This window comes from Synechococcus sp. BIOS-U3-1, assembly GCF_014279975.1.
GTDB lineage: Bacteria > Cyanobacteriota > Cyanobacteriia > PCC-6307 > Cyanobiaceae > Synechococcus_C.
The window spans coordinates 579221-605544 of the sequence record NZ_CP047936.1 but is presented as its reverse complement, the minus strand read 5'-3'; the positions used below and the strand labels follow the sequence as shown (position 1 = coordinate 605544).

At 56.9% G+C, this 26324-nt stretch carries 21 protein-coding genes, 4 tRNA genes and 3 rRNA genes; 15 read left to right on the top strand and 13 right to left on the bottom strand.

Features of this window, described 5'->3' with window-relative positions; all coding sequences use genetic code 11:
- The first annotated feature begins 48 nt into the window (after nucleotides 1–48).
- Together dusB and SynBIOSU31_RS03005 are read left to right on the top strand one after the other, a co-directional pair.
- Nucleotides 49–1053 carry a tRNA dihydrouridine synthase DusB gene (dusB, locus tag SynBIOSU31_RS03010; RefSeq protein ID WP_186492805.1) on the top strand — a complete coding sequence of 335 codons (1005 nt, stop codon included), beginning with the start codon at nucleotides 49–51 and terminating at the stop codon, nucleotides 1051–1053.
- The gene (locus tag SynBIOSU31_RS03005) at nucleotides 1050–3041 is read left to right on the top strand and encodes a glycosyltransferase family 2 protein (protein ID WP_186491939.1); all 1992 of its coding nucleotides are present in this window, start codon (nucleotides 1050–1052) and stop codon (nucleotides 3039–3041) included. The genes dusB and SynBIOSU31_RS03005 overlap by 4 nt, the downstream gene beginning before the upstream one ends.
- A gap of 3 nt (nucleotides 3042–3044) precedes the next feature.
- Here SynBIOSU31_RS03005 and SynBIOSU31_RS03000 read toward each other — a convergent pair whose 3' ends face one another.
- Nucleotides 3045–3650 carry a DUF4079 family protein gene (locus tag SynBIOSU31_RS03000; protein ID WP_186491932.1) on the bottom strand — a complete coding sequence of 202 codons (606 nt, stop codon included), beginning with the start codon at nucleotides 3648–3650 and terminating at the stop codon, nucleotides 3045–3047.
- 17 nt (nucleotides 3651–3667) lie between these two features.
- The gene (gene cobI / locus SynBIOSU31_RS02995; protein WP_186491930.1) at nucleotides 3668–4459 is read right to left on the bottom strand and encodes a precorrin-2 C(20)-methyltransferase; all 792 of its coding nucleotides are present in this window, start codon (nucleotides 4457–4459) and stop codon (nucleotides 3668–3670) included.
- Between the two features lie 61 nt (nucleotides 4460–4520).
- On the opposite strand from cobI, the gene SynBIOSU31_RS02990 reads away from it, so the two are divergent.
- The gene (locus tag SynBIOSU31_RS02990) at nucleotides 4521–5066 is read left to right on the top strand and encodes a 1,2-dihydroxy-3-keto-5-methylthiopentene dioxygenase (protein WP_186491929.1); all 546 of its coding nucleotides are present in this window, start codon (nucleotides 4521–4523) and stop codon (nucleotides 5064–5066) included.
- A 4-nt stretch (nucleotides 5067–5070) separates the two neighbouring features.
- Here the strand turns inward: SynBIOSU31_RS02990 and SynBIOSU31_RS02985 are convergent, their stop codons facing one another.
- The 3 genes from SynBIOSU31_RS02985 to aroQ form a co-directional block, all read right to left on the bottom strand.
- Nucleotides 5071–5307 carry a hypothetical protein gene (locus SynBIOSU31_RS02985; RefSeq protein WP_186491928.1) on the bottom strand — a complete coding sequence of 79 codons (237 nt, stop codon included), beginning with the start codon at nucleotides 5305–5307 and terminating at the stop codon, nucleotides 5071–5073.
- Nucleotides 5308–5436: 129 nt separating this feature from the next.
- A complete protein-coding gene (locus SynBIOSU31_RS02980; RefSeq protein ID WP_186491927.1) occupies nucleotides 5437–6063 on the bottom strand; it encodes a tRNA-(ms[2]io[6]A)-hydroxylase in 627 nt (208 codons plus the stop codon).
- A complete protein-coding gene (aroQ, locus tag SynBIOSU31_RS02975; protein WP_186491926.1) occupies nucleotides 6060–6503 on the bottom strand; it encodes a type II 3-dehydroquinate dehydratase in 444 nt (147 codons plus the stop codon). Before aroQ ends, SynBIOSU31_RS02980 begins: the two co-directional genes overlap by 4 nt.
- Nucleotides 6504–6607: 104 nt before the next feature.
- Between aroQ and SynBIOSU31_RS02970 the strand changes: the two genes are divergently transcribed.
- The 6 genes from SynBIOSU31_RS02970 to SynBIOSU31_RS02945 all read left to right on the top strand — a co-directional run bounded on the left by SynBIOSU31_RS02970 (nucleotide 6608) and on the right by SynBIOSU31_RS02945 (nucleotide 10890).
- A tRNA-Tyr gene (locus SynBIOSU31_RS02970) sits at nucleotides 6608–6689 on the top strand.
- A 10-nt stretch (nucleotides 6690–6699) separates the two neighbouring features.
- Nucleotides 6700–6771 (top strand) — tRNA-Thr (locus tag SynBIOSU31_RS02965).
- A 145-nt stretch (nucleotides 6772–6916) separates the two neighbouring features.
- Nucleotides 6917–7456 (top strand): response regulator transcription factor, encoded by a 540-nt coding sequence (locus SynBIOSU31_RS02960; RefSeq protein WP_186491925.1) that lies wholly within the window; start codon nucleotides 6917–6919, stop codon nucleotides 7454–7456.
- Between the two features lie 41 nt (nucleotides 7457–7497).
- The gene (locus SynBIOSU31_RS02955; RefSeq protein ID WP_186491924.1) at nucleotides 7498–7704 is read left to right on the top strand and encodes a hypothetical protein; all 207 of its coding nucleotides are present in this window, start codon (nucleotides 7498–7500) and stop codon (nucleotides 7702–7704) included.
- Between the two features lie 119 nt (nucleotides 7705–7823).
- Entirely contained in the window at nucleotides 7824–9329 is a 1506-nt protein-coding gene (gene glpK, locus SynBIOSU31_RS02950; RefSeq protein ID WP_186491923.1) for a glycerol kinase GlpK, read from the top strand.
- Entirely contained in the window at nucleotides 9322–10890 is a 1569-nt protein-coding gene (locus tag SynBIOSU31_RS02945; protein ID WP_186491922.1) for a glycerol-3-phosphate dehydrogenase/oxidase, read from the top strand. The genes glpK and SynBIOSU31_RS02945 overlap by 8 nt, the downstream gene beginning before the upstream one ends.
- Here SynBIOSU31_RS02945 and SynBIOSU31_RS02940 read toward each other — a convergent pair.
- Nucleotides 10887–12545 (bottom strand): alpha-amylase family protein, encoded by a 1659-nt coding sequence (locus SynBIOSU31_RS02940; RefSeq protein WP_186491921.1) that lies wholly within the window; start codon nucleotides 12543–12545, stop codon nucleotides 10887–10889. The genes SynBIOSU31_RS02945 and SynBIOSU31_RS02940 overlap by 4 nt on opposite strands.
- 118 nt (nucleotides 12546–12663) lie before the next feature.
- On the opposite strand from SynBIOSU31_RS02940, the gene SynBIOSU31_RS02935 reads away from it, so the two are divergent.
- Complete coding sequence (locus SynBIOSU31_RS02935) at nucleotides 12664–14064, top strand: aldehyde dehydrogenase family protein (RefSeq protein WP_186491919.1); 1401 nt, start codon at nucleotides 12664–12666, stop codon at nucleotides 14062–14064.
- 78 nt (nucleotides 14065–14142) lie between these two features.
- A complete protein-coding gene (locus SynBIOSU31_RS02930; RefSeq protein ID WP_186491917.1) occupies nucleotides 14143–15189 on the top strand; it encodes a LysM peptidoglycan-binding domain-containing protein in 1047 nt (348 codons plus the stop codon).
- Between the two features lie 7 nt (nucleotides 15190–15196).
- Here the strand turns inward: SynBIOSU31_RS02930 and SynBIOSU31_RS02925 are convergent, their stop codons facing one another.
- Together SynBIOSU31_RS02925 and SynBIOSU31_RS02920 are read right to left on the bottom strand one after the other, a co-directional pair.
- Nucleotides 15197–16684: a RecQ family ATP-dependent DNA helicase gene (locus SynBIOSU31_RS02925; protein WP_186491915.1), complete on the bottom strand. Its 1488-nt coding sequence runs from the start codon at nucleotides 16682–16684 to the stop codon at nucleotides 15197–15199.
- Nucleotides 16685–16728: 44 nt separating this feature from the next.
- Nucleotides 16729–17751, bottom strand: coding sequence for a hypothetical protein (locus SynBIOSU31_RS02920; protein ID WP_186491913.1), 1023 nt, complete (start codon nucleotides 17749–17751; stop codon nucleotides 16729–16731).
- A gap of 156 nt (nucleotides 17752–17907) precedes the next feature.
- On the opposite strand from SynBIOSU31_RS02920, the gene SynBIOSU31_RS02915 reads away from it, so the two are divergent.
- From SynBIOSU31_RS02915 to mtnC, 4 genes are read left to right on the top strand one after another with little or no spacing between them, the layout of a single operon-like run.
- On the top strand, nucleotides 17908–18117 hold the full coding sequence (locus tag SynBIOSU31_RS02915) for a photosystem I reaction center subunit IV (protein WP_186491911.1): 210 nt from the start codon (nucleotides 17908–17910) through the stop codon (nucleotides 18115–18117).
- A gap of 5 nt (nucleotides 18118–18122) precedes the next feature.
- Nucleotides 18123–18974, top strand: coding sequence for a DNA-formamidopyrimidine glycosylase (locus SynBIOSU31_RS02910; protein ID WP_186491909.1), 852 nt, complete (start codon nucleotides 18123–18125; stop codon nucleotides 18972–18974).
- Nucleotides 18975–19017: 43 nt separating this feature from the next.
- Nucleotides 19018–19638 (top strand): methylthioribulose 1-phosphate dehydratase, encoded by a 621-nt coding sequence (gene mtnB / locus SynBIOSU31_RS02905; protein WP_255477319.1) that lies wholly within the window; start codon nucleotides 19018–19020, stop codon nucleotides 19636–19638.
- Nucleotides 19635–20414, top strand: a complete 780-nt coding sequence (mtnC, locus tag SynBIOSU31_RS02900) for an acireductone synthase (protein ID WP_186491907.1) — start codon at nucleotides 19635–19637, stop codon at nucleotides 20412–20414. Before mtnB ends, mtnC begins: the two co-directional genes overlap by 4 nt.
- A gap of 77 nt (nucleotides 20415–20491) precedes the next feature.
- Here the strand turns inward: mtnC and rrf are convergent.
- From rrf to SynBIOSU31_RS02875, 5 genes are all read right to left on the bottom strand, one after another.
- Nucleotides 20492–20608: ribosomal RNA gene (gene rrf, locus SynBIOSU31_RS02895) — 5S ribosomal RNA — on the bottom strand.
- A gap of 116 nt (nucleotides 20609–20724) precedes the next feature.
- Nucleotides 20725–23590, bottom strand: a 23S ribosomal RNA gene (locus SynBIOSU31_RS02890).
- A gap of 390 nt (nucleotides 23591–23980) precedes the next feature.
- Nucleotides 23981–24053 (bottom strand) — tRNA-Ala (locus tag SynBIOSU31_RS02885).
- 9 nt (nucleotides 24054–24062) lie between these two features.
- Nucleotides 24063–24136 (bottom strand) — tRNA-Ile (locus SynBIOSU31_RS02880).
- Between the two features lie 183 nt (nucleotides 24137–24319).
- Nucleotides 24320–25804, bottom strand: a 16S ribosomal RNA gene (locus tag SynBIOSU31_RS02875).
- The 16S, 23S and 5S rRNA genes sit together here with 2 tRNA genes alongside, the layout of an rRNA operon.
- Nucleotides 25805–26324: the final 520 nt, after the last annotated feature.

Sequence of the window (26324 nt, the reverse complement as noted above, 5' to 3'; positions counted from 1 at the left end):
GCATGCGACCTGCGGTTGGCGAGGATGCGTGAACTGAATCAAGTCCCGATGGTCAGGGGTCTGCGGCTGAATGGAAGCAGCGTTGAGCGCGTTCTGCGCTGCAACGTGCTGCAGTCTCCGCTTGCAGGAGTCAGCGACAAAATTTTTCGTGCTCTGGTAAGACGCTGGGCGCCGGATGCTCTGCTGTTCACGGAAATGGTGAACGCCACCAGTCTTGAGCTCGGCCATGGCAGGGGCAAAGTCGAAGAGTTGAGCGAGGAAATCGGACCGATCGGCGTCCAGCTATTCGATCACAGACCGGCGGCGATGGCCGATGCAGCCCGACGAGCCGAGGGCGCCGGTGCCTTCCTGATCGACATCAACATGGGCTGTCCTGTGCGAAAAATCGCGCGCAAAGGTGGTGGTAGCGGCCTCATCCGCGATCCCGATCTGGCCTGCCAGATCGTGGAATCCGTGGCTTCAGCCGTCGGCGTGCCTGTCACCGTGAAGACACGCCTGGGATGGTGCAATCAAGCGCAGATCGAAGGGTCCCACGACGCGGCAGTGGCCTGGTGCAGGCAGCTGGAGGATGCGGGTGCAACGCTGCTGACCTTGCACGGTCGTACTCGGGAACAACGCTTCAGCGGATCCTCAGACTGGCAAGCGATTGCATCGGTCAAGCAGTCACTCAACATCCCGGTGATCGCCAACGGCGATGTCAACAGCCCGGACGCCGCCTTGCGCTGCCTTGAGCAGACCGGTGCTGATGGGGTGATGGTAGGGAGAGGAACCATGGGGGCCCCCTGGCTAGTGGGACAAATCGATGCGGCGTTGAGCGGTCGTACCATTCCCCTCACCCCAGGTCCACGAGAACGCCTGGTGCTGGCCTCTGAACAACTGCAGGCCCTGCTTGACTCGAGGGGCGATCACGGTCTGCTGATCGCACGAAAACACATGAGCTGGACCTGCACAGGGTTCACAGGAGCATCCCAGTTCCGCCAAAAACTGATGCGGGCAGCCACCCCTGATCAGGCACTGACACTGCTTCAACAACAGCAGGAGCAGCTGGCTTGAACTGGCTGCCGCTGATGGTGCTGGTGTGGCCCCTTTGGTTGAAAAGACAGCCCGAGCAGCAGAGCCCCATCTGGAAGCGACGCAGCCTGATTCTGCTGATCAGCCTGCTCACCGCCCGCTATCTGCATTGGCGGATCACCAGCAGCCTCAACCTGAGCACGAGCCTCAGCACAGGACTGAGCCTGTTGTTGCTTGCAGCGGAAGCCTGGCTGCTGCTGTCGGGTCTGTTGCCCTTATGGCTGGCCTGGCGTCGCTTCCCCGATCGTCGAGGCACGATGCAGCAGCTGGAAGAACAGTGGCAGAGCAGCGACTGGCGGCCGATGGTTGACATTCTCGTGCCCACCTACGGCGAACCCCTCGAGGTGCTGGAACGCAGCCTGATCGCCTGTTGCCATCAAAACTATCGGAACCGTTGCGTTTGGGTGCTGGATGACAGCGGCCGTGATGAGGTGAAAGAACTGGCTCTTCGGCACGGGTGCCATTACCGCCATCGACCGGCTCGCACCCATGCCAAAGCCGGCAATCTCAATGACGGACTACACCATTGCAGCGGAGAGCTGGTGGCGGTATTCGACGCTGACTTCATTCCGCAGAGAAACTTCCTCAATTGCTGCATCGGCTTTCTCCAGGACCCATCGGTAGGGCTGCTTCAGACCCCGCAGACCTTCATCAATGCCGATCCAGTGATGCGGAACCTGGGCATGGAGCGATGGTTACTGCCCGACGAAGAGAGCTTCTATCGATGGATCGAACCCGTCCGCGACGGTTGGGGCGCAGTGGTTTGCGCCGGCACTGCTTTTCTGGCTCGACGCAGCGCCATTGATTCAGTCGGAGGATTCAAGGAACAGGCGATCTCCGAAGATTTCGTGACGGGGCTTCGGCTACGGCGCAAGGGCTGGAAACTGCTGTATCTCCAACAGAAGCTCAGTGCAGGGCTGGCCGCGGAAACCATGGCCGACTTTGTGCGTCAGCGCCAGCGCTGGGCTAATGGAACACTGCAAAGCCTGCGACTGCGTGACGGACCACTGGGCCCTGGCGAGCTTCGTTTCGGGGAGCGGATGGCCTACCTCGAAGGCGTTGTGCACTGGTTCAACAACATGCCCCGGTTGGTGCTGATGCTGATGCCGCTCAGCTACGGCCTGCTTGGCACCGTTCCCATTCTGATCAGCACCAATGAAGCTCTCCGGCTGCTGTTACCGCTCTGGGCCACACTTCTGCTCAGCATCGGCTGGATCAACCGCGGCTCACGCACAGCCTTGCTGAGCGAACTCACCGGCTGGGTGCTGACGGTGCCGCTAACGCTGACGGTGTTCACCAATCTGATGGGACACATCGGTGGTTTTCGAGTGACACCAAAACACCAGAAACGCAATCGGGGCAGCTTCAGCCTCGTTCTGGTGATCCCTCTGCTGGGACTGCTGCTGCTGAACCTGGTCAACCTGTTTGGACTGGTGACAACGGAATCTCTGGACAGTGAGATCCTCGACTCCAGGCCGCTTGGCCTGACTTGGGCAGTGATCAACTTGCTCAGCCTCTGGATTGCACTGCGCGCCTGCTGGGATCCACCCGCACAGGAACCAGCCCCATGGCAGTCGGCTTCCTTACCAGCAGAGCTGGAAGAAGGCTCCGGACAATGGCGACCCTGTCGAATCACGGCCCTCAGCGAAGACGGTGTGGAGCTGGAGGTGGCCACTCCAATGCCAATGGGAACAAACATCAGGCTTCTTCGCTGGACAGATGACGTTCCGCCATTGCCGGTTGTGCTGGAGAGCAGCCAAGACAATCGACTGGCGCTTCGCTGGCAGGAACTGAGCGACCGAACTCGACAAGAGCTCATCCTCTGGTTGTTCTGCCGGCCTGAGTGCTGGCCGGAACGTCAGGCACCGCCTGAGTGGCGAGCATTCCTCGCCCTGATCAGTCGTCTGTTCAGGCTGCCATCACGACGCCCTTTTCATCGCTGCCTGATGCCACAGACCCCACCGCAATGACCCTCAGCCAAGCCAGAGATCACGAGTCCCCGTGATGGCCTGAGTCGCCAGCAAAAGAGCCACGAGAAGATTGAGAGCCACATGCAGACGGCGCATCCACAAGCGCCCAGCGATCTCCCGCTGACAGGCCATGGTCAGCAGCAAAAATGCGAGCAGCAACAATCCGCCCCAGGTGTGCGACTGCCAAACAGCAGGGGCAGTCAACGCTCGGTCACTGACCAACAAAGGCTGGATCGTGATCAGCAGCAGAAACAGCCAACAGCTCCAGGCAAAGAGCAGCCTCAGAGCCAGTCGGCGGGTACGCAGTAGAGCCAAAAACGACAGCACAACTCCAGATGCCTGAAGGAGGGCCACCGCCCAGCTGCTGAATCCTGCGCCTGCGGCAGCCAAGTCATGACTCAACGCGAACAGCACAGCCACAAGCAGACCCGCTGTCGCCCAACGGCCATGATCAACATGCTCGACAGGCACTGTTGCGGCAATGGGATTGATCTCCAGACGGCGCTCCCTTGCCAGAATTCCAAGTCGGATGGTGGCGCCGATCACCGGATACACAAACAGGATGATCAACACCGGATGCACCAGTGCAACCCATTGCAGAGGTGTCATCGGTTGCAAAGCGGCAATCAAGGCAACACCTCAGGCCATTGCTGACGGATCAGCAGCATTGAGAAGTAGGGCTTCACATCGTCGGGCACCGCCTCAGCCTGTGCCACCCACTGGTCAGGCCAACCAACCCGTTGTGCAAAGAGAGTCCGATCAAGCAGCTTTTGCTGTTCCAGAACTGCTCGCACCCAAGACCAACGCTGCCCCAGCTTGATCAAACCCAGCACCGTGGAAGTCTTGCGAGCACTCTGCAGCAAGGCGATCAACTCGGCATTCGTTTCAGGGCAAGGGCGAATGAGCAAGCCCTCCTGTTGAAACGCCAAAGGAAGATCAAGAGATTCCTCCACCGCTGCCGCTGCTGCTGCGCACACCGACGTGATGCCTGGAATGAGCAAGAACGGCACATCAGGGTGACGGCGTCGCAGAGCCAATTGCACGTAGCTCCCGGTCGCGAACAGTGACACGTCCCCTTCGCACAACAGCACCACCCGGTGACCGGATCGGACCTCTGCAGCCAACACATCAGCAGCTTGCCTCCACGCTGCGATCCGTGGCTGAGACTCACTCACCATGGGGAACAACAGAGGCAGACATCGCTGATCAGGCCGGATCCAGCGGGACGCAATCGCAAGGGCCATGCCCTCAGCCCCCTCATGCGCGATGGGGTGGGCAATGACATCGGCAGCCTCCAGTGCGCGAACCGCAGCCACCGTGAGCAGCTCAGGATCACCGGGGCCTACACCCACCAACACCAACTGATCTGGGGAACGCACGGATGTGATGGACAACAGCAATGCAAGCCAACCAGCCATCCAGCATGCTGAACAGGGCGGCAGGAGCCTTCATGCACTGCTTCAGGATTGCCTCCGAGCCATGAGCCAACTGACTCTGTATTCAGCACACTCCGACACCATCCTGCTGAAAACCAGTGAAGGCAAGCGGATCCAAGACGAACTAAAGCAAAGGGGGATTGGCTTCGAACGCTGGCCAGCACACCATCGACCGGACATCAGCGCTTCACCCGCACAGATCCTCGAGAGCTACGCAAGCGAAATCAAACAAACGCAGGCTCGAGGGCATTATCCCAGCGTTGATGCAATCAGAGTGCTTCCCGATCATCCAGATCGCGTGTCACTGCGCCGAAAATTTCTGAAAGAGCACGTCCATACGGAGGACGAAGTGCGATTTTTTGTGGAAGGTTGCGGTCTCTTCTGCCTGCACATCGGCGATGAAGTTGTGCAAGTGCTCTGTGAAACAAACGACTGGATCAGCGTTCCTGCCAACACGCCTCACTGGTTTGACATGGGCGAAACACCCTGTTTCTGCACACTGAGATTTTTCAATCATTCCAACGGATGGGTCGCTGAGTACACCGGAGACGCAATCGCCGAGCGCTACCCCGGCCTCAGTGCGTCGTAGAGACTCAGGCCGCTAGCAACAGGCGGGCGTCAACAGCGGATTTCAAGGATGCGGTCCTGCAAATCCTCTGCTCAGCCACCAATGCCTGTTCATCCAGCAGCATTGCGGCCTCCAGGTCGGCACAACGCCCGATCAGGTCACGGACCAATGGGTTGGACTTAAGTCCATCCCATTGCTCATCAGTGGTGCCGTTACGCAAAGCCTGCAGCGAATCAGCAACAGCGATCACAGGATCAGGCATCGATAACGCGAAGTGAGTGGGTCAATCCTAGAAGTGACCCAGCTTCTATGGCGCGTCTCTTCAGACTTCTTTTGGACTCTGGTTACGAACTTCCAGCATCTCGCGCTCGCGCTGCTTTCGCCGACGGGATCAGGCGTCTACACCCACTGAATGCATCCGAACAGCCTCCGGGGCAGGCAGATCACCGCGCAGGGCATTCACCTCAGCCGCGGCCAACTCATAAAGACGAGGCACGATCACATCCCTTGGATAACGGTCTGCGCAAAGCACCCAGTAGAGACCGAAATGGCGGGCTTCGCTCTTCAGAAGATCGCCATAGAGCAGGCGCAGGTCTGGATCCGGACTGTGCTCAGCAAGCAGCGCCATGCGCTCGTGGCTGCGGGCCTCGATCAGCCCCGCAACCAAAAAAGAATCGAGCATGCGCTCGGGCTCTCCCCGGCGCACCTGCTTGGCCAATGATGCCCCGTAACCAGGAGAGTGAAGGGGCTCGAGATAGCGCCCCCGTTCCTTAAGGAGCTTCAAGACCCGTTCAAAGTGTTCAAGCTCTTCTCGCGCCAACGGACTGAGAGCCTCGCCCAAACCTGGCTCGCATAAATAGCGGAACATCAGCTGTACCGCCGCCCCAGCCGCTTTGCGTTCGCAATGGGCATGGTCGATCAGCACCTCCATCGGCCTGGTAATGGCCTGCTCAACCCAGCGACCGCTGGTCGGCGCTGCCAGCCAGCGGATGCTCGTCACCGACGAGGTAATGGTCATATGGCAGCTTGGCGCAGGTGATGCAGCAGGCCATCGAGGGCCAGGTCATAACTGAAAGGCCCGAAGCCACTCACCACACCAACCGCACGATCGGCCAGAAACGAGTGATGACGGAAGGCCTCACGAGCATGAGTGTTGCTGAGATGAAGCTCGACGTAAGGAATGGCCACTCCCAGCAAAGCGTCACGCAAGGCAATCGACGTGTGCGTGTAGGCGCCTGCATTCACGAGAATCCCGTTCACCTCGCCCATGGCCTGGTGGACGCGCTCCACAAGCGCACCCTCGAAATTGCTTTGAAAACACTCCAGCTGCACGCCTGCTGCCGTTGCACGCTGATTCAAATCGTGCTCAATCTGCTCAAGCGTCTGATGTCCATAGAGAGCAGGCTCTCGCTGCCCCAACAGGTTGAGATTGGGGCCGTTCAGGAGCAGCAGGCGCATGGCCTTTCAAGAATTCCTTTCAAGTCGATCGTATCGAGAACCCACGAGAGGAACAGCTCACCGAATCTCTCGCCAGGTCGACTGGTAAATTCTTCTGGTGGTTCGGGTCGGTGCCCGAGTGGTTAATGGGGGCGGACTGTAAATCCGCTGGCTCTGCCTACGTTGGTTCAAATCCAACCCGGCCCATCCACCACACGCCCTTGTAGCTCAGCGGTAGAGCACTCCCTTGGTAAGGGAGAGGTCTCGAGTTCAAGTCTCGACAAGGGCTCTGTTCTTCTCAGGCATCGGGGAAGAACTCATGAAGCAGTTGCCGACAGCGATCAGCGCGCACTGCACTAAAAATTTGCAATATCTGCATCAAATGAACACCACTTCGTTGCTGCAAACACTTTCAAGAGCTGATGATGCAGGGCATGAACTGCCTTGTTATTGACGACCAGACAATCTTTCTGGATCTTTTAGCCTCACTTCTGAAGAGCTTTCCTGAGATCGAAAGCGTGGCAAAAGCGGATTGCATCAAGTCCGCCGAAGCACTCAGCGAACGCGAAACTTTCGACATCGCCATCATTGACCTCATTCTCCCCGATGGAGACGGTTGCGACCTGGCAACAACCCTTATGCAGAAGCACCCCAATATTCAACTCATCATTCTCTCGGGATCTGCTCAAGAATTCATCTGCCCCATCCATTTACAAAACTCGATCTGCGGGATAATCGATAAAGCTGATGCTTTCGAATCACTTAGAAACTGTCTTAACAGCATCATCAAACCTGCTCATCAATCACTGACCCAACGCCAAAAAGAAATTTATGCACTGATGGGAGAAGGGAAAAGCAACAAAGAAATTGCTCAACAGCTTGGCAGCGCATCCCTCGAGGCGCTTATCCAGGTACAGAGAAACAGTTGCGAGCTCTACATCTCTGGCCGCCGGAACGTCGAAGCCGTCAGCTGAGCGAAGCGAACTGGAAGGGAACGAACAATCTTTCGCTCATCGTGCATGTTGGATCCGTACTAACCAACAACGGATACACCCCTGACTTGGTGCCATTACCGCTGGAACTAGGCATTGAGACGGGCGTAGCACTGATTGTCAAGCAACAACACACCAATCAACCATCAGTCGTGAGTCTCAGCGCAGCACTACGACAACGCTTAGTGGACCAACAGACCCAACATCCTGAAATTCAGCTCCTTGTCTAAATATCAACGGAAAGGCCGCCATCCCCGGCCGACAAGAATGATTAGTAAAGGCTTCACTCACAACCTATCCCCTTTGCAGGAGCCTGACCCGCCGCTAGCACTTAAAAAACGACCCGGCTATGGCAGCAACGCCGCTCCTTCTTGCACTGGATCAGGGCACAAGCAGCTCGCGCGCCGCTCTCTTTGACCCGCGTGGATACCCCGTTGCCAGTGCCAGCGCTCCACTAGCCATCAGCTACCCAGCTGACGGTTGGGTCGAACAAAGCCCCTGCGAGATCTGGGAAAGCCAGCTCCTAGCGATGAAGCGCTTGGACAAGTCCATCAGCCAGGAGCAGAGAGACGCTGTAATCGCCTGCGGAATCACGAATCAGAGGGAAACAACGATCCTTTGGCGACGCAGTGACGGACAGCCCTGTGGTCCGGCCTTGGTGTGGCAAGACGGCCGCACCTCGGACATCTGCCAAGACTGGAAAGAGAAGGGCCTGGAGCCGGAATGGCGTGCTCGCACCGGCCTGCTCCTGGACCCCTACTTCAGCGCCAGCAAGATCCGCTGGCTGATGCTGCATGAACCGAGTGCCTCCAGCGCTGCCGCCAACGATGATCTCTGCTTCGGCACAGTGGAGAGCTGGTTGCTGTGGAACCTCAGCGGACAAAAGCGGCACTGCTCCGACATGAGCAATGCCAGCCGCACTCTGCTGATGGATCTAAAAGACCGTCAGTGGGTGGATGCGTTCTGCAACCAGACCGGGCTGCCCCTGAGCGCACTCCCAGAGCTAGTGCCCTGCCGCGGCGATTTTGGAGCGATCGCATCAGGACTCCCCTTCGCAGGAGTCCCAATCCATGCCCTGCTTGGTGACCAGCAAGCCGCCACACTGGGCCAGTTATGCCTTGAACCTGGCGAAGCCAAATGCACCTACGGCACAGGTGCATTTCTTGTGGTGAACACAGGCGGCAGCATTCAACGCAGTGATGCTGGCTTGCTGAGCACCCTCGGCTGGACCGACGACCAGGGCGAGCCCACTTACTGCCTTGAGGGCAGCCTTTTCAATGCCGGCACGGTGGTGCAGTGGCTGCGGGACGGACTGGGGATCATCGAGACAGCCGAGGAAGTCAACCAGCTGGCCCAAAGCGTGGCCGATGCAGGTGGAGTGATGCTTGTCCCCGCCTTCACAGGCTGGGGAACACCGCATTGGGATCCTGGTGCGAGAGGCCTTCTGATCGGATTGACCCGCGACACCGGTCGCGGCCAGATCGCCCGTGCGGCCCTTGATGGCATCGCACTCTCAGTGGCAGGGCTGGTGCAGGTGGCGGAGCAGTCCATCGGCCATGGTCTCGGGGAGCTGGCCGTTGATGGTGGTGCGGCAGCATCGGATCCACTGCTGCAAGCCCAGGCCGACAGCACAGGACTGAGGGTGCGACGTCCGGCCTACCTTCAGAGCACCGCCCGTGGAGTCGCTCTGTTGGCAGGTGTTCAGGCCGGGCTGATCACCAGCCTCCAAGACCTGGAAACCCTCCGCGGTGAGCAGGCGGACGTCTTTGAACCCTCGCTCAGTTCCGAACAACGCCAGCACTGGCTGAAGCAGTGGAACGACGCCATCTCCAGGAGCCTGCGCTGGCATGACTGAGAACTACTTCGACCTTCTGGTGATTGGCGGCGGAGCCAGTGGAGCCTGCGTGGCCTACGAAGCCGTCTGCCGGGGGCTCAAGGTGGCCCTTCTCGAGAGCCATGACCTTGGCGGAGGCACAAGTTCGCGCAGCACCAAGCTCTTGCATGGAGGCGTTCGTTACCTCGAACTGGCATTCAAGACCGCCGACACAGCTCAGCTTCGACTCGTGAGAGAAGCCTTGTTGGAACGCGGTCATTGGCTGAAACAGGCACCGTTTCTTGCCCATCGCCTTGAGCTGGCTCTGCCCACAGGTGGGCTCATCGGCCAGCTCTATTACCGCCTCGGGCTCGGCATGTACGACGCTCTCTCAGGCCGTTCAGGAATCGGCAGTAGCCGCCTGCTGTCTCGGGCGCTGTTGCATGAAGCGCTGCCCAATCTGCGTAACGACGTCAGCGGGGGAGTTGCCTACAGCGACGGGCAGTTTGACGATGCCAGGCTGAACCTGCTGATGGCACTCAGCGCCGAGCAGCATGGGGCGATCGTGCGCACCCAGACACCGGTGGTGGAGCTGGAGAAAAACAGCCACGGGAAGGTCTGCGGAGCCATCAGCGAAAACCCTGGTGGCCAGAGGGAGCGTTGGCAAGCCCGCGTGGTGGTCAACGCCACCGGCATTCATGCCGATGCGCTGAGACATATGGCCGAACCCGATTGCCAGGAGCGCATGCTGACCAGCCGCGGAGTCCATATTGTGCTGAAGCAGTGTCTATGTCCACAACGGATTGGCCTACTGCTGCCCTCCACCGATGACGGCCGGGTGCTGTTCATGCTGCCCTTCTTCGGACGCACATTGGTCGGGACAACAGACACGCCCTGCACCCATCCGCAGGCAGCTGTGCCTTCCGATCAGGAGCAGAGCTATCTCCTGAACTACGTGAAGCGATGGTTCCCAGGCCTGAACAGCATCGAAGTCGGCAGTTGCTGGGCTGGAGGGAGGCCCCTGCTTAAACCTGCCGATGCCGATGTGAACAGCAGCCGCGTGGTTCGCGAGCACGAGGTAGAGACGCTGCCAAGCGGGCTGGTGAGCGTGATGGGAGGCAAATGGACCACCTGCCGTCCAATGGCTCTCGACACGCTTGTGGCCGTTGCAAAGCAACTCGGACAATCACTGCCAGCGCGCAGAGAACTCGCCCTGATCGGCGCCGACTCCGATCCCCTGCAAACCCCAAACCGTCTGATTTCTCAACGAGCAACCCTCCAGGATCTGTTGCCGAAATCGTCTCAGCAAGCGCAACAAATTGAACATCTTGAAAGCGGTCATGGCCTCAATGCGGAAGCCTTGGTCAATAGCTGGTCAGAGGAAGAGCGGGAACCTCTTAGCCCGGTGATGCCCATCTGCAGAGGAGAGCTGCGGCATGCCGTCGAGAGGGAAAAAGCGAGAAACGTCACGGACGTGCTGGCCCGCCGAACACGGCTGGCCATGGTCGATCGCGACGAAGCGCAACGGTTGACTCCTGTGGTGAATCAGATTCTTGAGCAGTGCGGCCATGGCAACAGCACACCTTTGGACCTGAATCACTAATCGGAGCTCACGTCCTCCACTTCACCGATCAGCCACCAGCTGAATCCATGGGCTGGCAAATAGACAAACCAGTCCTCCGAAGCAGGCGGATACTCACAACCCCAAAAGACTTCACGCGTGCGCACACCGCTCCAGCGGCTGAGATCAAGGTGCAAAGAAGCCCCTGCTGCCGAAAGGTTGGCCGCCACCAGCACCGTCATGCTGCCGTCACAGCGCACATAGCTAATCACACCTGGGTGGGCGCATTTCAGCAGCTCGAAATCGCCATATCGCAGAGCTGGCAGTAAACGCCGACAGGTGAGCATGCGCCGGTGCCAGTTCAGCAGCGAACCAGGCAGCTGCTTCTGCACTTCAACATTGACCACGCGATAGTCGTAGCCGGGAGATGTGATCGGCGGGAGTACCAGCAACGGATCAGGTGCGGTTGAGAAGCCCCCGTTACGCGCAGGAGTCCAGGCCATGGGGGTGCGGTTGGGATCGCGGTCACGTAATCCCGGCCAATCACCCATGCCGAGCTCATCGCCGTAGTAGAGGCATGGCATTCCCGGCAGGCTGTAAAGCAGCGCGTGCAGAACGCGATTGGAACCTGGGTCGCCATTCAGCAATGGCGCCAGGCGACGGTTGATGCCCCAGTTGAGCCAATGCCCCTGTCCTTGATGGAGACCGGCACGAATGATCTGGATCACCTCCTCTGGGATCAGGTGACCATCACCCAGCCACAATTCATCGTGGTTACGCAGAGGTAATGCCCAGCGGCAGCCACTGACAACCTGCTGTGCCTCCTCAAGACAATTACGCAGATTGTCCACACTGCCGCTCGCGATTGCAGCAAACAAGTGAGCGGTCAGAGCGAAGTTGTAGGCGCCGTGGAGCTCGTCTTGCAACAGATAGGGCGCAATTTCATCAACGGGCTGGATCGCTTCTCCCAGCAACAAAATGTCCCGGCCATGGGAATCCACTCGCTGGCGCAATCGCTTGAGAAAAGCATGGGTTTCAGGGAGCCCCTCACAGCGTGATCCCTCCTCCTCACAAAGGAAAGGGACGGCATCCAGGCGGAAGCCATCGACACCACGATCAATCCAGAAATCCACCACATCCAACATCGCCTCCTGGACAAATGGATTGGCGTAATTGAGATCAGGCTGATGACGCAAGAAACGGTGGAGGAAGTACTGACCTGCCACCTCATCCCATTCCCAGTTCGACGACTCGAAATGGCGGAAAAGCACAGGGGCATCCGCATAACGATGCGGATCATCACTCCACACATAAATGTCACGCTCAGGGCTGCCCTGTGGTGCCCATCGAGCGCGCTGAAACCAGGGGTGGAGGGTGCTGGTGTGATTCATCACCAAATCCATCACCACCTTGAGGCCCTGCGAATGTGCGGCCGTGAGAAAACGATGGAACGCTGCGAGATCGCCCAGATCAGGGTGAATCGCCTTGAAGTCGGTGATGTCATACCCGCCGTCATCCAGCGGTGAGGGGTAGATGGGCGTCAGCCAGATGGCTTCCACACCCAGCCAACGCAAATAAGGAAGCCGGCTAGCCAACCCCTGCAGGTCTCCGATCCCGTCGCCGTTGCCATCGCGGTAACTGCGCACGATCAGCTGATAGATGACGGCTCCGTTCCACCACGGCTTCTGCTGACTCATCAGGCCGTTGCCTCTGATCACGGTGTAATGGCGATCGTGCTCAGCGTCATCCCCACGTCAACGGTTGAGCTAACGAAACTGCGAGCATGCTCGACACAGACAGCACGCTCATCCCCTCATGGTCCAGGCCAAAGCTGCAAGCACGTTCACCGACACCGACCTGGACCACCTGCGCAAACCCGTTCTGGAGGGCATCACACGGCCGGAAACCTGGCGTCGTGAACAACTTCAGCGGCTGCGTGAACTCGTGACACAACACGAACCGGAGATTCTTGAGGCCCTTCGCCAGGACCTTGCCAAGCCCGACCTGGAGGGGATGGCCGAGGTGGTGACCTTGCTACAGGAACTCAAACTCGCGGAGCGACGTCTTCGGACCTGGATGCGTCCGCGCCGCATCCGTGTGCCGCTCGTGCAGCAACCCGGCCGAGCCGAATTAATACGGGAACCACTCGGATGCGTACTGCTGATTGGTCCCTGGAATCTGCCGTTCAGTCTCACGTTGTGGCCACTTGTCAGTGCACTTGCAGCCGGCAACACCGCCGTGGTCAAGCCCTCTGAACATGCCCCGGCAACCGCTGAACTCATCGAACAGCTCATTCCCGAGTACTTCCAAAGCGATGTGGTTCAGGTCGTCAACGGTGATGGAGCTGTTGCGGCTGAACTGGTGAGGCAGCGCTTCGACCACATCTTCTTCACCGGTGGTGGGCGGATCGGAGCGAAAGTGCTGGAAGGGGCCGCCGCCAACCTCACGCCGGTAACGCTGGAACTCGGCGGCAAGAACCCTGCAATCGTGCTTCCTGGCGCCGATTTATCCGTCACAGCCCGCAGGCTGGTCTGGGGGAAGGGATTCAATGCTGGGCAGGCCTGTATTGCGCCGGATCATCTCCTGGTCCAGGCAGACATCCGCGAGCCTCTGCTGCAGGCCATTGCCGAAGAACGACTGAAGCTCTACGGCAGCAATCCACTGGAATCGGAATCGCTCGGAAGCCTGATTCATGATCGTCATTACGGCCGACTGGAGGCTTTGTTGAAACAGGCCAAAGATGAAGGTCGTGTGCTGCTCGGCGGTGAAGCGGACCCCATCAGACACAGGATTGCACCCACGCTGATTGACGTACAGAACGAACAAGACCCGCTGATGGCCGATGAGTTGTTCGGACCACTTCTGCCTGTGCTGGAGATCGCTGATCTGAATGACGCGATTCAAAGGATCCAAAAGCGGGACAAGCCGCTCGCGCTCTATTTATTTGGCGGTGACGAGCGTGACCAAGACTTGGTGCTGCGTAGCACCAGCTCCGGTGGGGTGTGCTTCAACGACGTGGTGATGCAGGCAGGCGTGCCGGATCTGCCTTTTGGTGGAGTGGGCGCCAGCGGGATGGGAGCCCATCACGGAGAAGCGGGATTCAAAACCTTTTCTCATGAGCGCTCGGTGCTCAAACGTCCGTTTTGGCTGGATCTGCCTCAGCGCTATCCGCCATACACCCTCAAGCCAGAAACATTCCGCCGTCTGTTGAGCTAGCTAGCGCAAAAACAAGTTCAGAACAGCACTGGCACTCCACGGAAGGCACCTTATGTTTCGCCCAGTCAATGGACACGCATGCGCCGCACCCTCCTGACCGTCCTGGCCGTGATAGCCCTGACGCCGCTCGCCGGTCATGGCGCCAACGTCACGGTGCAGTCAGGGGAGACCCTTTCCGATATTGCGGATCGGTATGGCGTGTCGATGAACAGCCTGATGCGCCTCAACGGAATCAGAAACTCGGATCATGTGGAGGCCGGCCAGACACTGCGGCTGCCGGGAAGCGTTTCAGCCGGCAAGGGCCGTCACAGCGTGCAGTCCGGCGACACCCTCAGCGGCATTGCTGCGCAGTACAGAGTCAGTGAGCGCCAGTTGATGGCACTGAACGGACTGTCGAGTGCTGATCATGTTGAGATCGGTCAAACCCTAAAGCTGCCCAGCAACGCGGTGCTTCCTCAAGCAAAACCCAAAGCCATCGCCAAGCCTGTGCCGATTCAGGCCAAGCCCAATGCCATCTCCCACACCGTGGCCCGAGGCCAAACTCTTACCCAAATCGCCAAGGCCTACGACATCCCGATTGCGTCATTGATCAGCATCAATGCCATTCAGAACCCCAACCAGGTCAATATCGGAACTCAGCTGATGCTGCGCTCCACCGAGAGCACCAGCAATACATCAACAGCAGCCACAGAACAGCAACCATTGCTGACCGAGAGCCAACCCGAAAAGCAGCAGCCAACACAAGTCGAACCAAAGGCCGAGAACGTCCAATCGTCCGCTGCAAAACCAGAGGCTGTGAAACCGGAAGCAGTGAAGCCCAAGGGGGTCAAACCCGTGACAACTGCCAAAGCGAGCCAAACAACAACAAGCGTGCAGCCCAAGCCAGCCGCCTGGCGCACCTATGGCCCACTGCAGGTCGACTGGAGCAACTGGCAGTCGATGGGGGGAAGCGAAGTAGCTCCGACACTGAACAGCGATGGGCAATCGCTTTATGTGGCAGTGAACTGCTCTGCCAAAAAGATCAATGCCACCGGCGCTAACGGAATGTGGAAAAACTGGATTGCACCCCAGTCCGCGTTTGAAAAGGCTCTCGTCAAGGATCGCTGCACGACTGCGAAACGTTGAATCCGGCTCAAGCCGCGTAGTGCAAGGGCCAAGGCTGACGCAGAAAGCGCCGGCCGCTTTCCTTCAAGTACAAGCGCTGGCTGCCGTCATCGGTTTCATGGATCAACTCCTCCTGAACTAGCCGTCGCGTCAGCCATCCCCAATACGCTGAGCGGCCTTCTTCAGCATTGAGCCGTTCACTGAGCCTGCGGGAGTCTGTGCCGTGGACCTCCGCTAGCAACTCCAGAACAGCTGTGGCCTCATCGGACCAGTCCTGCCTTGAGGTATTGGAAAGACAGCGATCACAGCGGCCGCAGGGAGGAACCAGTTCACCAACAGACAACAGCAGAGCTTGTTCTCTACAGGTTTCTCCCTCGGCGACGGCCTCCATACGACGCAACTGCTGCTGCGCCAATTCAATCCGACGGGATTCTTCGGCAGCATCGCTGGCTGATGACCGGCGAAGAGCACTCTGCATCGCCCAGCCAAGGCTGGTTCGATCTCTCGGTGAAAACAACACCAGGCAATGAGCTGGCTTGCCATCGCGTCCTGCGCGACCTGACTCCTGCAGGTAGCCCTCAGGAGTACTCGGAAGGTCCAGATGCAAAACCAAACCAACATCAGGCCGGTCCACTCCCATACCAAAAGCCACGGTGGCCACCAGCACGGGATCCTGCGCTCCCAAGAAATGCTCGAGAGCCCGATGCCGCACGTCAGGATCCAGGCCAGCGTGATAAGCGATGGCCTGAATTCCGTTGGCACAGAGCCGCTCAGTCCAACGCTCCACCGAGACACGGGTGCGGGCGTAGATCAGACAGGCACCACGGGCATTTCCCAACGCGTTAACAACATCCTGCAAAGGATCCCCAACCCGCCGGCGCATGGCGTAGTGCAGGTTGTGGCGTCGAGCCGATCCCACCTGGATCAATGGCCGCCGGAGGTGAAGAAGACGAAGGATGTCTGCCCTGACACGGGGAGCTGCCGTGGCACTGAGAGCCACCAATGGAACCCCTGGACAAAGAGCTCGCAACTCACCCAGCCGGCGGTAATCAGGGCGGAAGTCATGCCCCCAGGCACTGATGCAGTGGGCCTCATCCACCGCAAGCGCTACCAACTGACCTGTGGCGGCATGCTCCTGCAGAACGGAACGGGTGGCTTCACCCTGAAGACGCTCTGGTGCGAGATACAACAGCCGCAGTGATCCGTCGCTGAGCTGCGAGAGCGTCTGCCGTCTCTGAGCCGGCGCAATACCGCCGTGAAGACAGGCCGCTGCAATGCCTCGACGACTCAACTGGAGAACCTGATCTTCCATCAGGGCCACCAAGGGGGAGATCACCACCACGAGGCCCGATCTCACCAAGGCAGGCAACTGAAAACAAAGCGATTTGCCCCCACCGGTCGGCAACACCGCCAAGCAGTCCTGACCCTGCAACAGACATTCCACGACGGAGCGCTGCCCTGGCCGGAACTCGGACCAGCCGTAATGGCGCTTTAGCGCGTCCAGCAGCAGGTCCAAAGCACTCCATGGATGGGGTGTGACCAGCCTACCGAGCCCCAGATCTAGGGGATCGGAGGGGGATCCAGCTGGTCCGGTGATTCCTCAACCAACTGGAGACGTACCCGCTTCCCCCCCGCCAATTCACCCAGAGAGACCCGAAATGTTGCGCCGCTGAGACTCTGAAGCGCCGAGAGTACATCCCGCAGATAGGGCGTACTGCTGCCACTTTCCACCCAAAGCCGTTCCTGCAAACCTCCCAGTCGTCGCCACGACGTGTGCAGCTTCAGCACTGCCGATTCAAGAGACTGAGCCTGACCGACGGCATCAGCCAGCAATCCGAGTGCATCCAGCCGCTGAGCTTCCTGCATCGCCTTCTCGAGATCAAGCTCACCTTGCTGAAAGGCGCGAACGGCAATGCTGGATTCCGTCGCCTTGGTGATCCAGCGAGCAGTGTGGGTCACATCCTTAATACGATCAAGCTCGGGCTCGTCCCGCAGCACCTTGCGTAAGTCCTCCTGTTGTGGCTCAGGCAACTTGGACAGCTCACGCACCAGAGGAGCAACAACTTTCGATGGCAGCAGATTCTCCTGGGTGCGCTGCCTGATCTCCTCAGGCAGCAGAGGACTGGTGGCAGCCATGAACTCGTCCGTCAGACGTCGAACCTGTTTGCGGGTGATCTCCTGACCTTCATTGGCAGCTTCGGAGATCATCAACTGCACCTCCGGAGCAGCCTGAGTGGTTTCCATGAAGGCGCGCTTGGAGAACTGATTAACGCTGGCCTCCTCGAGCACACCCTCACCCAGCATTTCTTGCGCCGACTCTGCGAGCTGAATCAATCCATAGGCCCGGGTCTTGCTGATCTCCCGCTCCCTAAGCCATTGCAGGAATCCGGCGCCACGTCCCTCTCCCCCCCTCTTTTCACGATCGCGAACGGCCTTGAGAATCTTTCCACGCCAGATCTCGGTCTGTAGATCGAACTTGTCACAGACAGCCCAGGCCTCCTCCAAGCGAGCCAGAAACTCCATCGTGCTGATGTCGTCCTGCTCAGGATCTGGCAGATCCAGCTCCAAAGCAGGAGTTTCCATGTTCGTTGGCAGCAAGGCAGGCAGGACGCCGGAGGTTGGATGCTGGCATGGCGAAGGGCAAGAACCCAGCTGATCAGGGCGACATTGTGTGACGCAACAGACCTCCAGGGAAAGACCTGGAGATACGCTCAATGTGCTTTTAGTTCCTACGAAGCGATGGCGATCTCCCGCGGTGACATGGTGCGGATCAAGCGCCCTGAGTCCTTCTGGTTCAACGATGTCGGCAAAGTCGCCTCGATCGACACTTCGGGCATCCGTTATCCGGTTGTGGTTCGGTTCGAACAGGTCAACTACAACGGCCTCCAAGGCACAGACGGTGGCATCAACACCAACAACTTTGCGCTCGACGAACTCGAGCCGGCCTGAGTCTCTTGCCGGAACTTCCGGAAGTTGAAACGGTTCGCCGAGGACTGGCGAGCCGTCTTCAATCATTTGTCATCCAGGAGGCCGAAATCCTCCGTGAAAGGGCTGTGGCCAGCCCTGGGGGCTCGACTGCCTTTTGTCGTGGACTTGCAGGCCAGACCGTTGGCGAGTGGCAGCGACGCGGTAAGTATCTGATTGCCCAGCTGTTGCATCCCAGCACCGGAGAGGCCAATGGTTTCTGGGGAGTCCATCTGCGCATGACAGGCCAGTTCCAGTGGCACGAAGAACCCACAGAACCTTGCCAACACACGCGGGCGCGCTTCTGGAACGCCAAGGAGCAGGAGCTGAGGTTCGTCGACGTGCGCAGCTTTGGAGAGATGTGGTGGGTTCCGCAAGGAACAGCCACCGACTCAGTGATGACCGGATTGAAGCGGCTAGGACCAGAACCATTCAGCACAGAGTTCAATGCCTGTTACTTGCAACAGAAGCTGAAAGGATCAAAACGCTCAATTAAGGCAGCACTACTTGACCAGTCACTGGTCGCTGGAGCAGGCAATATCTACGCCGATGAAAGCCTCTTTGCAGCAGGCATCGCGCCCCAAACACCAGCAGGCAGGCTCAACCGCAAACAACTTGAACAAGTCTGCGAAAGCCTTGTGCAAGTGCTGGAAATCAGCATCGGTGTTGGTGGCACAACATTCAGTGATTTTCGAGACCTTGAAGGCGTCAACGGCAATTACGGCGGGCAGGCCGCGGTGTATCGACGTACCGGGCAACCATGCTTGAACTGTGGCACTGCTATTGATCGGGTCAAGATTGCTGGACGCAGCACCCATTGGTGCCCCTCCTGCCAATCCTGAAACTTGACTGCGATATGACAGATCTGCATGGAACGGGGGAGGCGTGAAACCATTGGTTCAGGCTGCTGAAGAACTCTCAGCCACGATGAAGTTGTTGCATCGCCGAGGTTGGTGCGACGGCACTGGAGGCAATTTCAGCGTTGTAGTGGCCCATGATCCTCTGCGACTGTTGATGGCCCCCAGCGGAGTCGACAAGGGATCAGTCCGACCCGAGGAACTGATCGAAGTGAACAACAGTGCTGAAGTAACTCGAGGAGTGGGGCAAGCAAGTGCAGAAACCCTGCTGCATCTGCGCATCATTCACTGCTGCGGAGCTGGGGCAGTGCTGCATACCCATTCCCTGGCGGGGACTCTGCTGTCGAGAATGAAGCTGGACCAAGGCTGCGTGACCATCGAGGGCTGGGAAATGCTGAAAGGTCTTAAAGGAATCACCACCCATGACTCCAGCGTCAACGTGCCCATCATCGCCAACAGCCAGGATCTTCAGACACTGAGCGAATCAGCATCGCTACGACTGAGAGATGCTCCCCATGGACTGCTGGTCTCAGGCCATGGCCTCTATGCATGGGGCGACGATCTAGACGAAGCTCGTCGACATACCGAAATCTTGGAATTCCTCCTGGAACTCACCTGGAGACAATTACTACTGAGGAATAACACGTGATTCGGGCCATTCTGCTGGATATCGAAGGAACAACATGCCCCGTCGATTTTGTCAGCCAAACGTTATTTCCTTTCGCACAAAAGAATCTGAAAGCAACATTGACGAAGAGAGGGAGAAATACTGAAATCGATGAATTAGTGAAAGAAGCAGTCAATGAATGGCTGGCTGATTCGGATCCAATAAGCCAAATGATGCTACGCCAAACTGCCCAGAAGCCTCCATCAACAAGTAATACGGAAGAGTATCTACAGCACCTAATTCAATCAGACAGAAAGTCGACAGCCCTCAAACAATTACAAGGCATCATCTGGGAGCAAGGCTACAAATCAGGCGAATTGAAATCCCCCTTGTTCAGTGATGTACGCCCACAACTGGATAGCTGGAACGACAGTGGAATCACTCTTGCAGTGTACTCATCTGGCAGTATTCATGCTCAGAAACTCCTTTACGCCCACACCGAACAAGGAGACATCACAGATCGTTTTCAGTACTGGTTTGATACACGCACAGGCCCAAAACTTGCCCATCAAAGCTATGTAGTCATCGCTCAAAAAATTGGCGTTCAATCCAATCAAGTTCTCTTTATCAGCGATCATCCAGGCGAATGCGATGCAGCTCGGGAGTCAGGAATGAACACTGTCTTCTGTCTGCGAGAGGGCAATCCTCATCAAAATTCAGCCAACCACGCAGTGGTGCGTCAACTGTCCGACATTGATCTCGGACAAATCAACGCTTTGGACGACAACCAACCCCGAATCAAACCTGCCAGCAGATGAACTAGCGCGTCAGGGCACAAAAAAAGCCATCCTCCAGGATGGCTTTCTTCGCATCACGTGCGTGATAGAAATGTTTTACCTGGCATCGAGCTATTTTCTCAGGGGGCTACCCCCCAAATATCGTCGCCGCTGCTGCGTTTCACAACCGAGTTCGAGATGGATCGGAGTGGTTCCACAGCGCTATGGACACCAGGATAGAAAACATTCCCAAGGTTGAACCCTGAGAACTGCATAGGACATCATCAACAACTTTCATCGTTAATGATGTGTCTGAATCGAATAAAACTTCGCCTCAGGCAAGAACCAAATCATGGTCAAGCCCTCGGTCTATTAGTACTCCTCCGCTGCATCCATTACTGGACTTCGACGTAGAGCCTATCAACGGGTGTTCTTCCCGTGACCTTACTGGGTTACCCCATGGGAATACTCATCTTGAGGTGGGCTTCCCACTTAGATGCTTTCAGCGGTTATCCACTCCGCACATGGCTACCCAGCGTTTACCGTTGGCACGATAACTGGTACACCAGAGGTGCGTTCCTCCCGGTCCTCTCGTACTAGGGAGAAATCCTCTCAATATTCCTACGCATACACCGGATATGGACCGAACTGTCTCACGACGTTCTGAACCCAGCTCGCGTACCGCTTTAATGGGCGAACAGCCCAACCCTTGGGACCGACTTCAGCCCCAGGTTGCGATGAGCCGACATCGAGGTGCCAAACCTCCCCGTCGATGTGAACTCTTGGGGGAGATCAGCCTGTTATCCCTAGAGTAACTTTTATCCGTTGAGCGACGGCCCTTCCACTCAGAACCGTCGGATCACTAAAGCCGACTTTCGTCCCTGTTCGACTTGTAGGTCTCACAGTCAAGCTTCCTTCTGCTTTTGCACTCATCGGCTGATTTCCAACCAGCCTGAGGAAACCTTTGCGCGCCTCCGTTACCTTTTAGGAGGCGACCGCCCCAGTCAAACTGCCCACCTGATACTGTCCGCTCCCCGGATAACGGGTGAACGTTAGAACCCTAGCTCTGAAAGAGTGGTATCTCACCATTGACTCCCTAGTACCCACGAGCACTAGATCAACGTCTCCCACCTATCCTGCGCATTCAGAGCCCGGGCACAATACCAAGCTACAGTAAAGCTTCATAGGGTCTTTCTGTCCGGGTGTATGTAGTCCGCATCTTCACAGACAATTCTATTTCGCCGAGCCTCTCTCCGAGACAGTGCCCTGATCGTTACGCCTTTCGTGCGGGTCGGAACTTACCCGACAAGGAATTTCGCTACCTTAGGACCGTTATAGTTACGGCCGCCGTTCACCGGGGCTTCAGTCGCCAGCTTCGCTTACGCTGACCGGCTTCCTTAACCTTCCGGCACTGGGCAGGCGTCAGCCCCCATACATCGTCTTGCGACTTAGCGGAGACCTGTGTTTTTGGTAAACAGTCGCCAGGGCCTTTTCACTGCGACCACCTTGCGGTGGCACCCCTTCTCCCGAAGTTACGGGGCTAATTTGCCGAGTTCCTTAGAGAGAGTTACCTCGCGCACCTCGGTATTCTCTACCACCCCACCTGTGTCGGTTTCGGGTACTGGCAGTTATGTCTTAACGGGTTTAGAGCTTTTCTTGGAAGCATGACGTCACCGACTTCGCTGCCGTAGCAGCTCGTACTCACGCCTCAGCTCGGAACGTTTTCGCCGCTCCTCATAGCCTCGAACGCTTGAACCAGTAACCAACGTCTGGCTCGGCTAGCCTTCTCCGTCCCTCTTCCCAAAACATAACCGGTACAGGAATGTTGACCTGTTATCCATCGACTACGCCTTTCGGCCTGACCTTAGGACCAGACTAACCCTCCGCGGACGAGCCTGCCGGAGGAACCCTTAGGGTTTCGGTGCATGGGATTCTCACCCATGTTTTCGCTACTCAAGCCGACATTCTCACTTCTATGCAGTCCACGCCCGCTCACGCTAACGCTTCGCCCCACATAGAACGCTCCCCTACCATAAATCCGCAGCTTCGGTACAACGCTTAGCCCCGTTCATTTTCGGCGCAGGATCGCTCGACCAGTGAGCTATTACGCACTCCTTTGAGGATGGCTGCTTCTAGGCAAACCTCCTGGTTGTCTGGGCAATCCCACCTCCTTTATCACTTAGCGTTGATTTGGGGACCTTAGCTGGCGGTCTGGGCTGTTTCCCTCTCGACCATGGAGCTTATCCCCCACAGTCTGACTGCCTCGCTACACACAGGGTATTCAGAGTTCATCTCGATTTGGTACCGCTCTCGCAGCCCGCACCGAAATGGTGGCTTTACCCCCCTGCTGGAGCACGAGACGCTACGCCTCAACGTATTTCGGGGAGAACCAGCTAGCTCCGGGTTCGATTGGCATTTCACCGCTAACCACAGCTCATCCAGTGACTTTTCAACGTCAGTTGGTTGGGACCTCCACTTGGTATCACCCAAGCTTCATCCTGGCCATGGTTAGATCACCCGGGTTCGGGTCTATAAACACTGACAAACGCCCTATTCAGACTCGCTTTCGCTATGGCTCCACCATTTCCGGTTTAACCCGCCAGTGCCTATAAGTCGCCGGCTCATTCTTCAACAGGCACACGGTCACCCTATGAGTAGGGCTCCCATTGCTTGTAAGCTCACGGTTTCATGTTCTATTTCACTCCCCTCCCGGGGTTCTTTTCACCTTTCCCTCGCGGTACTGTTTCGCTATCGGTCACACAGTAGTACTTAGCCTTACGAGGTGGTCCTCGCAGATTCACACGGAATTTCACGTGCTCCGTGCTACTCGGGATACAGCTAGGTCAGTTCAGTTTTCGTGTACGGGGCTTTCACCTTCTTTGGCGTGTCTTTCAAACACTTCCACTAACATCCCTTTTCCACATTGCTGTCCCACAACCCCGATGGTCGAAACCATCGGTTTAGGCTCTTCCCCGTTCGCTCGCCGCTACTCAGGGAGTCGTTTTTACTTTCCTTTCCTCCAGCTACTAAGATGTTTCAGTTCGCTGGGTTGGCTCGTGCCAGCCTATGGATTCAGCTGGCCGTTCTAAGGGTTGCCCCATTCGGAAATTCCCGGATCAAAGCGTGTTTCCAGCTCCCCGAGACTTATCGCAGGTAACCACGTCCTTCATCGCCTCTGTGTGCCAAGGTATCCGCCGTGAGCTCTTTGTAGCTTGACCATTAATCTCCAAAACGCTTGCTGTTGTTGAAACAGATTCTGAAAAATTCATTTCTGAATTCATCATCAAACTCCTATTTGCTCGACACAATTAGAAGAACGTTATGGAGTCTCGGCTCTTGCTCAAGAATTGACATCATCCTAAAAAGAATGATGCATCCATGAGAGATGCTTTATTCTTACAGACTTTTCCTATGCAGTTGTCAAGGTTCTGCTAAACATCAAACTGATAAATCAGTTCGAGCCCAGCATCTTATCAACTAAAAAATCGTGATGACTCACGCTCTTTCAGAATGACAGGAAGCTAGGTTCATGTCAGCGGACACATCTAAATCACAACACACTCGAATTTACCTTCCTTGTTCAGAAGATGGAGATTGAGTTCGATCAGTGGAGGTTAGGAGACTCGAACTCCTGACATCCTGCTTGCAAAGCAGGCGCTCTACCAACTGAGCTAAACCCCCAACACCGAATGGGCCATCCTGGACTTGAACCAGGGACCTCACCCTTATCAGGGGTGCGCTCTAACCACCTGAGCTAATGGCCCAGGAAGACTCAACCCTTGTGGGATGTGAACTAGACAAAGTTTAGGAACTGAAAATTTCCACCAAGCAATCCATATTTCTATGCATTCTTGACTTCAAAATTGAGGTACCGATCGACCTAAGGTGACAGGATTTCGGCCTAAGAATGAATTACTCAGACATCAAAATCATTGTTTGTCTCCCTGTTAGGAGGTGATCCAGCCGCACCTTCCGGTACGGCTACCTTGTTACGACTTCACCCCAGTCATCAGCCCCACCTTCGACGTCCTCCTCCACAAGGGTTGGAGTAACGGCTTCGGGCGTGGCCAACTTCCATGGTGTGACGGGCGGTGTGTACAAGGCCCGGGAACGTATTCACCGCAGTATGCTGACCTGCGATTACTAGCGATTCCTCCTTCACGTAGGCGAGTTGCAGCCTACGATCTGAACTGAGCCACGGTTTATGAGATTTGCTTGTCCTCGCGAACTTGCTGCTCTTTGTCCGTAGCATTGTAGTACGTGTGTAGCCCAGGATGTAAGGGGCATGATGACTTGACGTCATCCACACCTTCCTCCGGTTTATCACCGGCGGTCTCTCTAGAGTGCCCAACTAAATGCTGGCAACTAAAGACGTGGGTTGCGCTCGTTGCGGGACTTAACCCAACATCTCACGACACGAGCTGACGACAGCCATGCACCACCTGTCACTGCGTTCCCGAAGGCACTCTCTCGTTTCCAAGAGATTCGCAGGATGTCAAACCCTGGTAAGGTTCTTCGCGTTGCATCGAATTAAACCACATACTCCACCGCTTGTGCGGGCCCCCGTCAATTCCTTTGAGTTTCACACTTGCGTGCGTACTCCCCAGGCGGAACACTTAACGCGTTGGCTACGACACCGAGGGGGTCGATTCCCCCGACACCTAGTGTTCATCGTTTACGGCCAGGACTACAGGGGTATCTAATCCCTTTCGCTCCCCTGGCTTTCGTCCATGAGCGTCAGTTATGGCCCAGCAGAGCGCCTTCGCCACTGGTGTTCTTCCCGATATCTACGCATTTCACCGCTACACCGGGAATTCCCTCTGCCCCTACCACACTCAAGCCAATCAGTTTCCACTGCCATGATGGAGTTAAGCTCCACGTTTTAACAGCAGACTTGAAAGGCCGCCTGCGGACGCTTTACGCCCAATAATTCCGGATAACGCTTGCCACTCCCGTATTACCGCGGCTGCTGGCACGGAATTAGCCGTGGCTTATTCCTCAAGTACCGTCAGATCTTCTTCCTTGAGAAAAGAGGTTTACAGCCCAGAGGCCTTCATCCCTCACGCGGCGTTGCTCCGTCAGGCTTTCGCCCATTGCGGAAAATTCCCCACTGCTGCCTCCCGTAGGAGTCTGGGCCGTGTCTCAGTCCCAGTGTGGCTGATCATCCTCTCAGACCAGCTACTGATCGATGCCTTGGTGAGCTCTTACCTCACCAACTAGCTAATCAGACGCGGGCTCATCCTCAGGCGAAATTCGTTTCACCTCTCGGCATATGGGGTATTAGCGGCCGTTTCCAGCCGTTATCCCCCTCCTGAGGGCAGATTCCCACGCGTTACTCACCCGTCCGCCACTAACCCGAAGGTTCGTTCGACTTGCATGTGTTAAGCACGCCGCCAGCGTTCATCCTGAGCCAGGATCAAACTCTCCGTTGTAGATCAAGTCCTCTTAAAGGCTTTCACCTCTTCAACTTGATTTGCTTTACCCACTCATCAGCACTGGCGCACTGATTGCAGTTAAAACCACCTTCCTCTGACAGAAGGGTTCATAAGAGTGCACTTAGAATCTCTCCTTCGTGACTTTCCAGGATCTCAGATCCGGTCGTTGCTCCACAACATGCACACCGACAACATCGAAAGCTCGTGAAAACTTTCAATCTTGTAAGCACATTGCTTCTTTGCAACTAATAATTGTTGACGGGACCTCACACTTACATCGCTATTTCATCAAGCTCAACTCACTCAACTTCTCAGCTAAGCAATCGAAACTTGACACGATGAAAGCGTCAGTTCCTAAACTTTTCGATTGTCCAGGTTCTGCCGGCGCGTTCCCTCTCAGGAACGGTTGGCGGTGCGGTCTCGCGACCGCTTGTGAAACTTACAACACCGTGGGATCTCTCCCTCTAGGCCTTGTAAGCACCCCCAAACATTACAAGCTCGCGCTCTTCATGCTTAG

Excerpts from the sequence above, each read along its gene's own strand:
- dusB (WP_186492805.1), top strand. The coding sequence starts at position 49 with ATGGTCAGGGGTCTGCGGCTGAATGGAAGCAGCGTTGAGCGCGTTCTG.
- SynBIOSU31_RS03000 (WP_186491932.1), bottom strand. The coding sequence starts at position 3,650 with ATGACACCTCTGCAATGGGTTGCACTGGTGCATCCGGTGTTGATCATC.
- cobI (WP_186491930.1), bottom strand. The coding sequence starts at position 4,459 with ATGGCTGGTTGGCTTGCATTGCTGTTGTCCATCACATCCGTGCGTTCC.
- SynBIOSU31_RS02990 (WP_186491929.1), top strand. The coding sequence starts at position 4,521 with ATGAGCCAACTGACTCTGTATTCAGCACACTCCGACACCATCCTGCTG.
- SynBIOSU31_RS02985 (WP_186491928.1), bottom strand. The coding sequence starts at position 5,307 with ATGCCTGATCCTGTGATCGCTGTTGCTGATTCGCTGCAGGCTTTGCGT.
- SynBIOSU31_RS02980 (WP_186491927.1), bottom strand. The coding sequence starts at position 6,063 with ATGACCATTACCTCGTCGGTGACGAGCATCCGCTGGCTGGCAGCGCCG.
- aroQ (WP_186491926.1), bottom strand. The coding sequence starts at position 6,503 with ATGCGCCTGCTGCTCCTGAACGGCCCCAATCTCAACCTGTTGGGGCAG.
- SynBIOSU31_RS02960 (WP_186491925.1), top strand. The coding sequence starts at position 6,917 with ATGAACTGCCTTGTTATTGACGACCAGACAATCTTTCTGGATCTTTTA.
- glpK (WP_186491923.1), top strand. The coding sequence starts at position 7,824 with ATGGCAGCAACGCCGCTCCTTCTTGCACTGGATCAGGGCACAAGCAGC.
- SynBIOSU31_RS02945 (WP_186491922.1), top strand. The coding sequence starts at position 9,322 with ATGACTGAGAACTACTTCGACCTTCTGGTGATTGGCGGCGGAGCCAGT.
- SynBIOSU31_RS02940 (WP_186491921.1), bottom strand. The coding sequence starts at position 12,545 with ATGAGTCAGCAGAAGCCGTGGTGGAACGGAGCCGTCATCTATCAGCTG.
- SynBIOSU31_RS02935 (WP_186491919.1), top strand. The coding sequence starts at position 12,664 with ATGGTCCAGGCCAAAGCTGCAAGCACGTTCACCGACACCGACCTGGAC.
- SynBIOSU31_RS02930 (WP_186491917.1), top strand. The coding sequence starts at position 14,143 with ATGCGCCGCACCCTCCTGACCGTCCTGGCCGTGATAGCCCTGACGCCG.
- SynBIOSU31_RS02920 (WP_186491913.1), bottom strand. The coding sequence starts at position 17,751 with ATGGAAACTCCTGCTTTGGAGCTGGATCTGCCAGATCCTGAGCAGGAC.
- SynBIOSU31_RS02915 (WP_186491911.1), top strand. The coding sequence starts at position 17,908 with ATGGCGATCTCCCGCGGTGACATGGTGCGGATCAAGCGCCCTGAGTCC.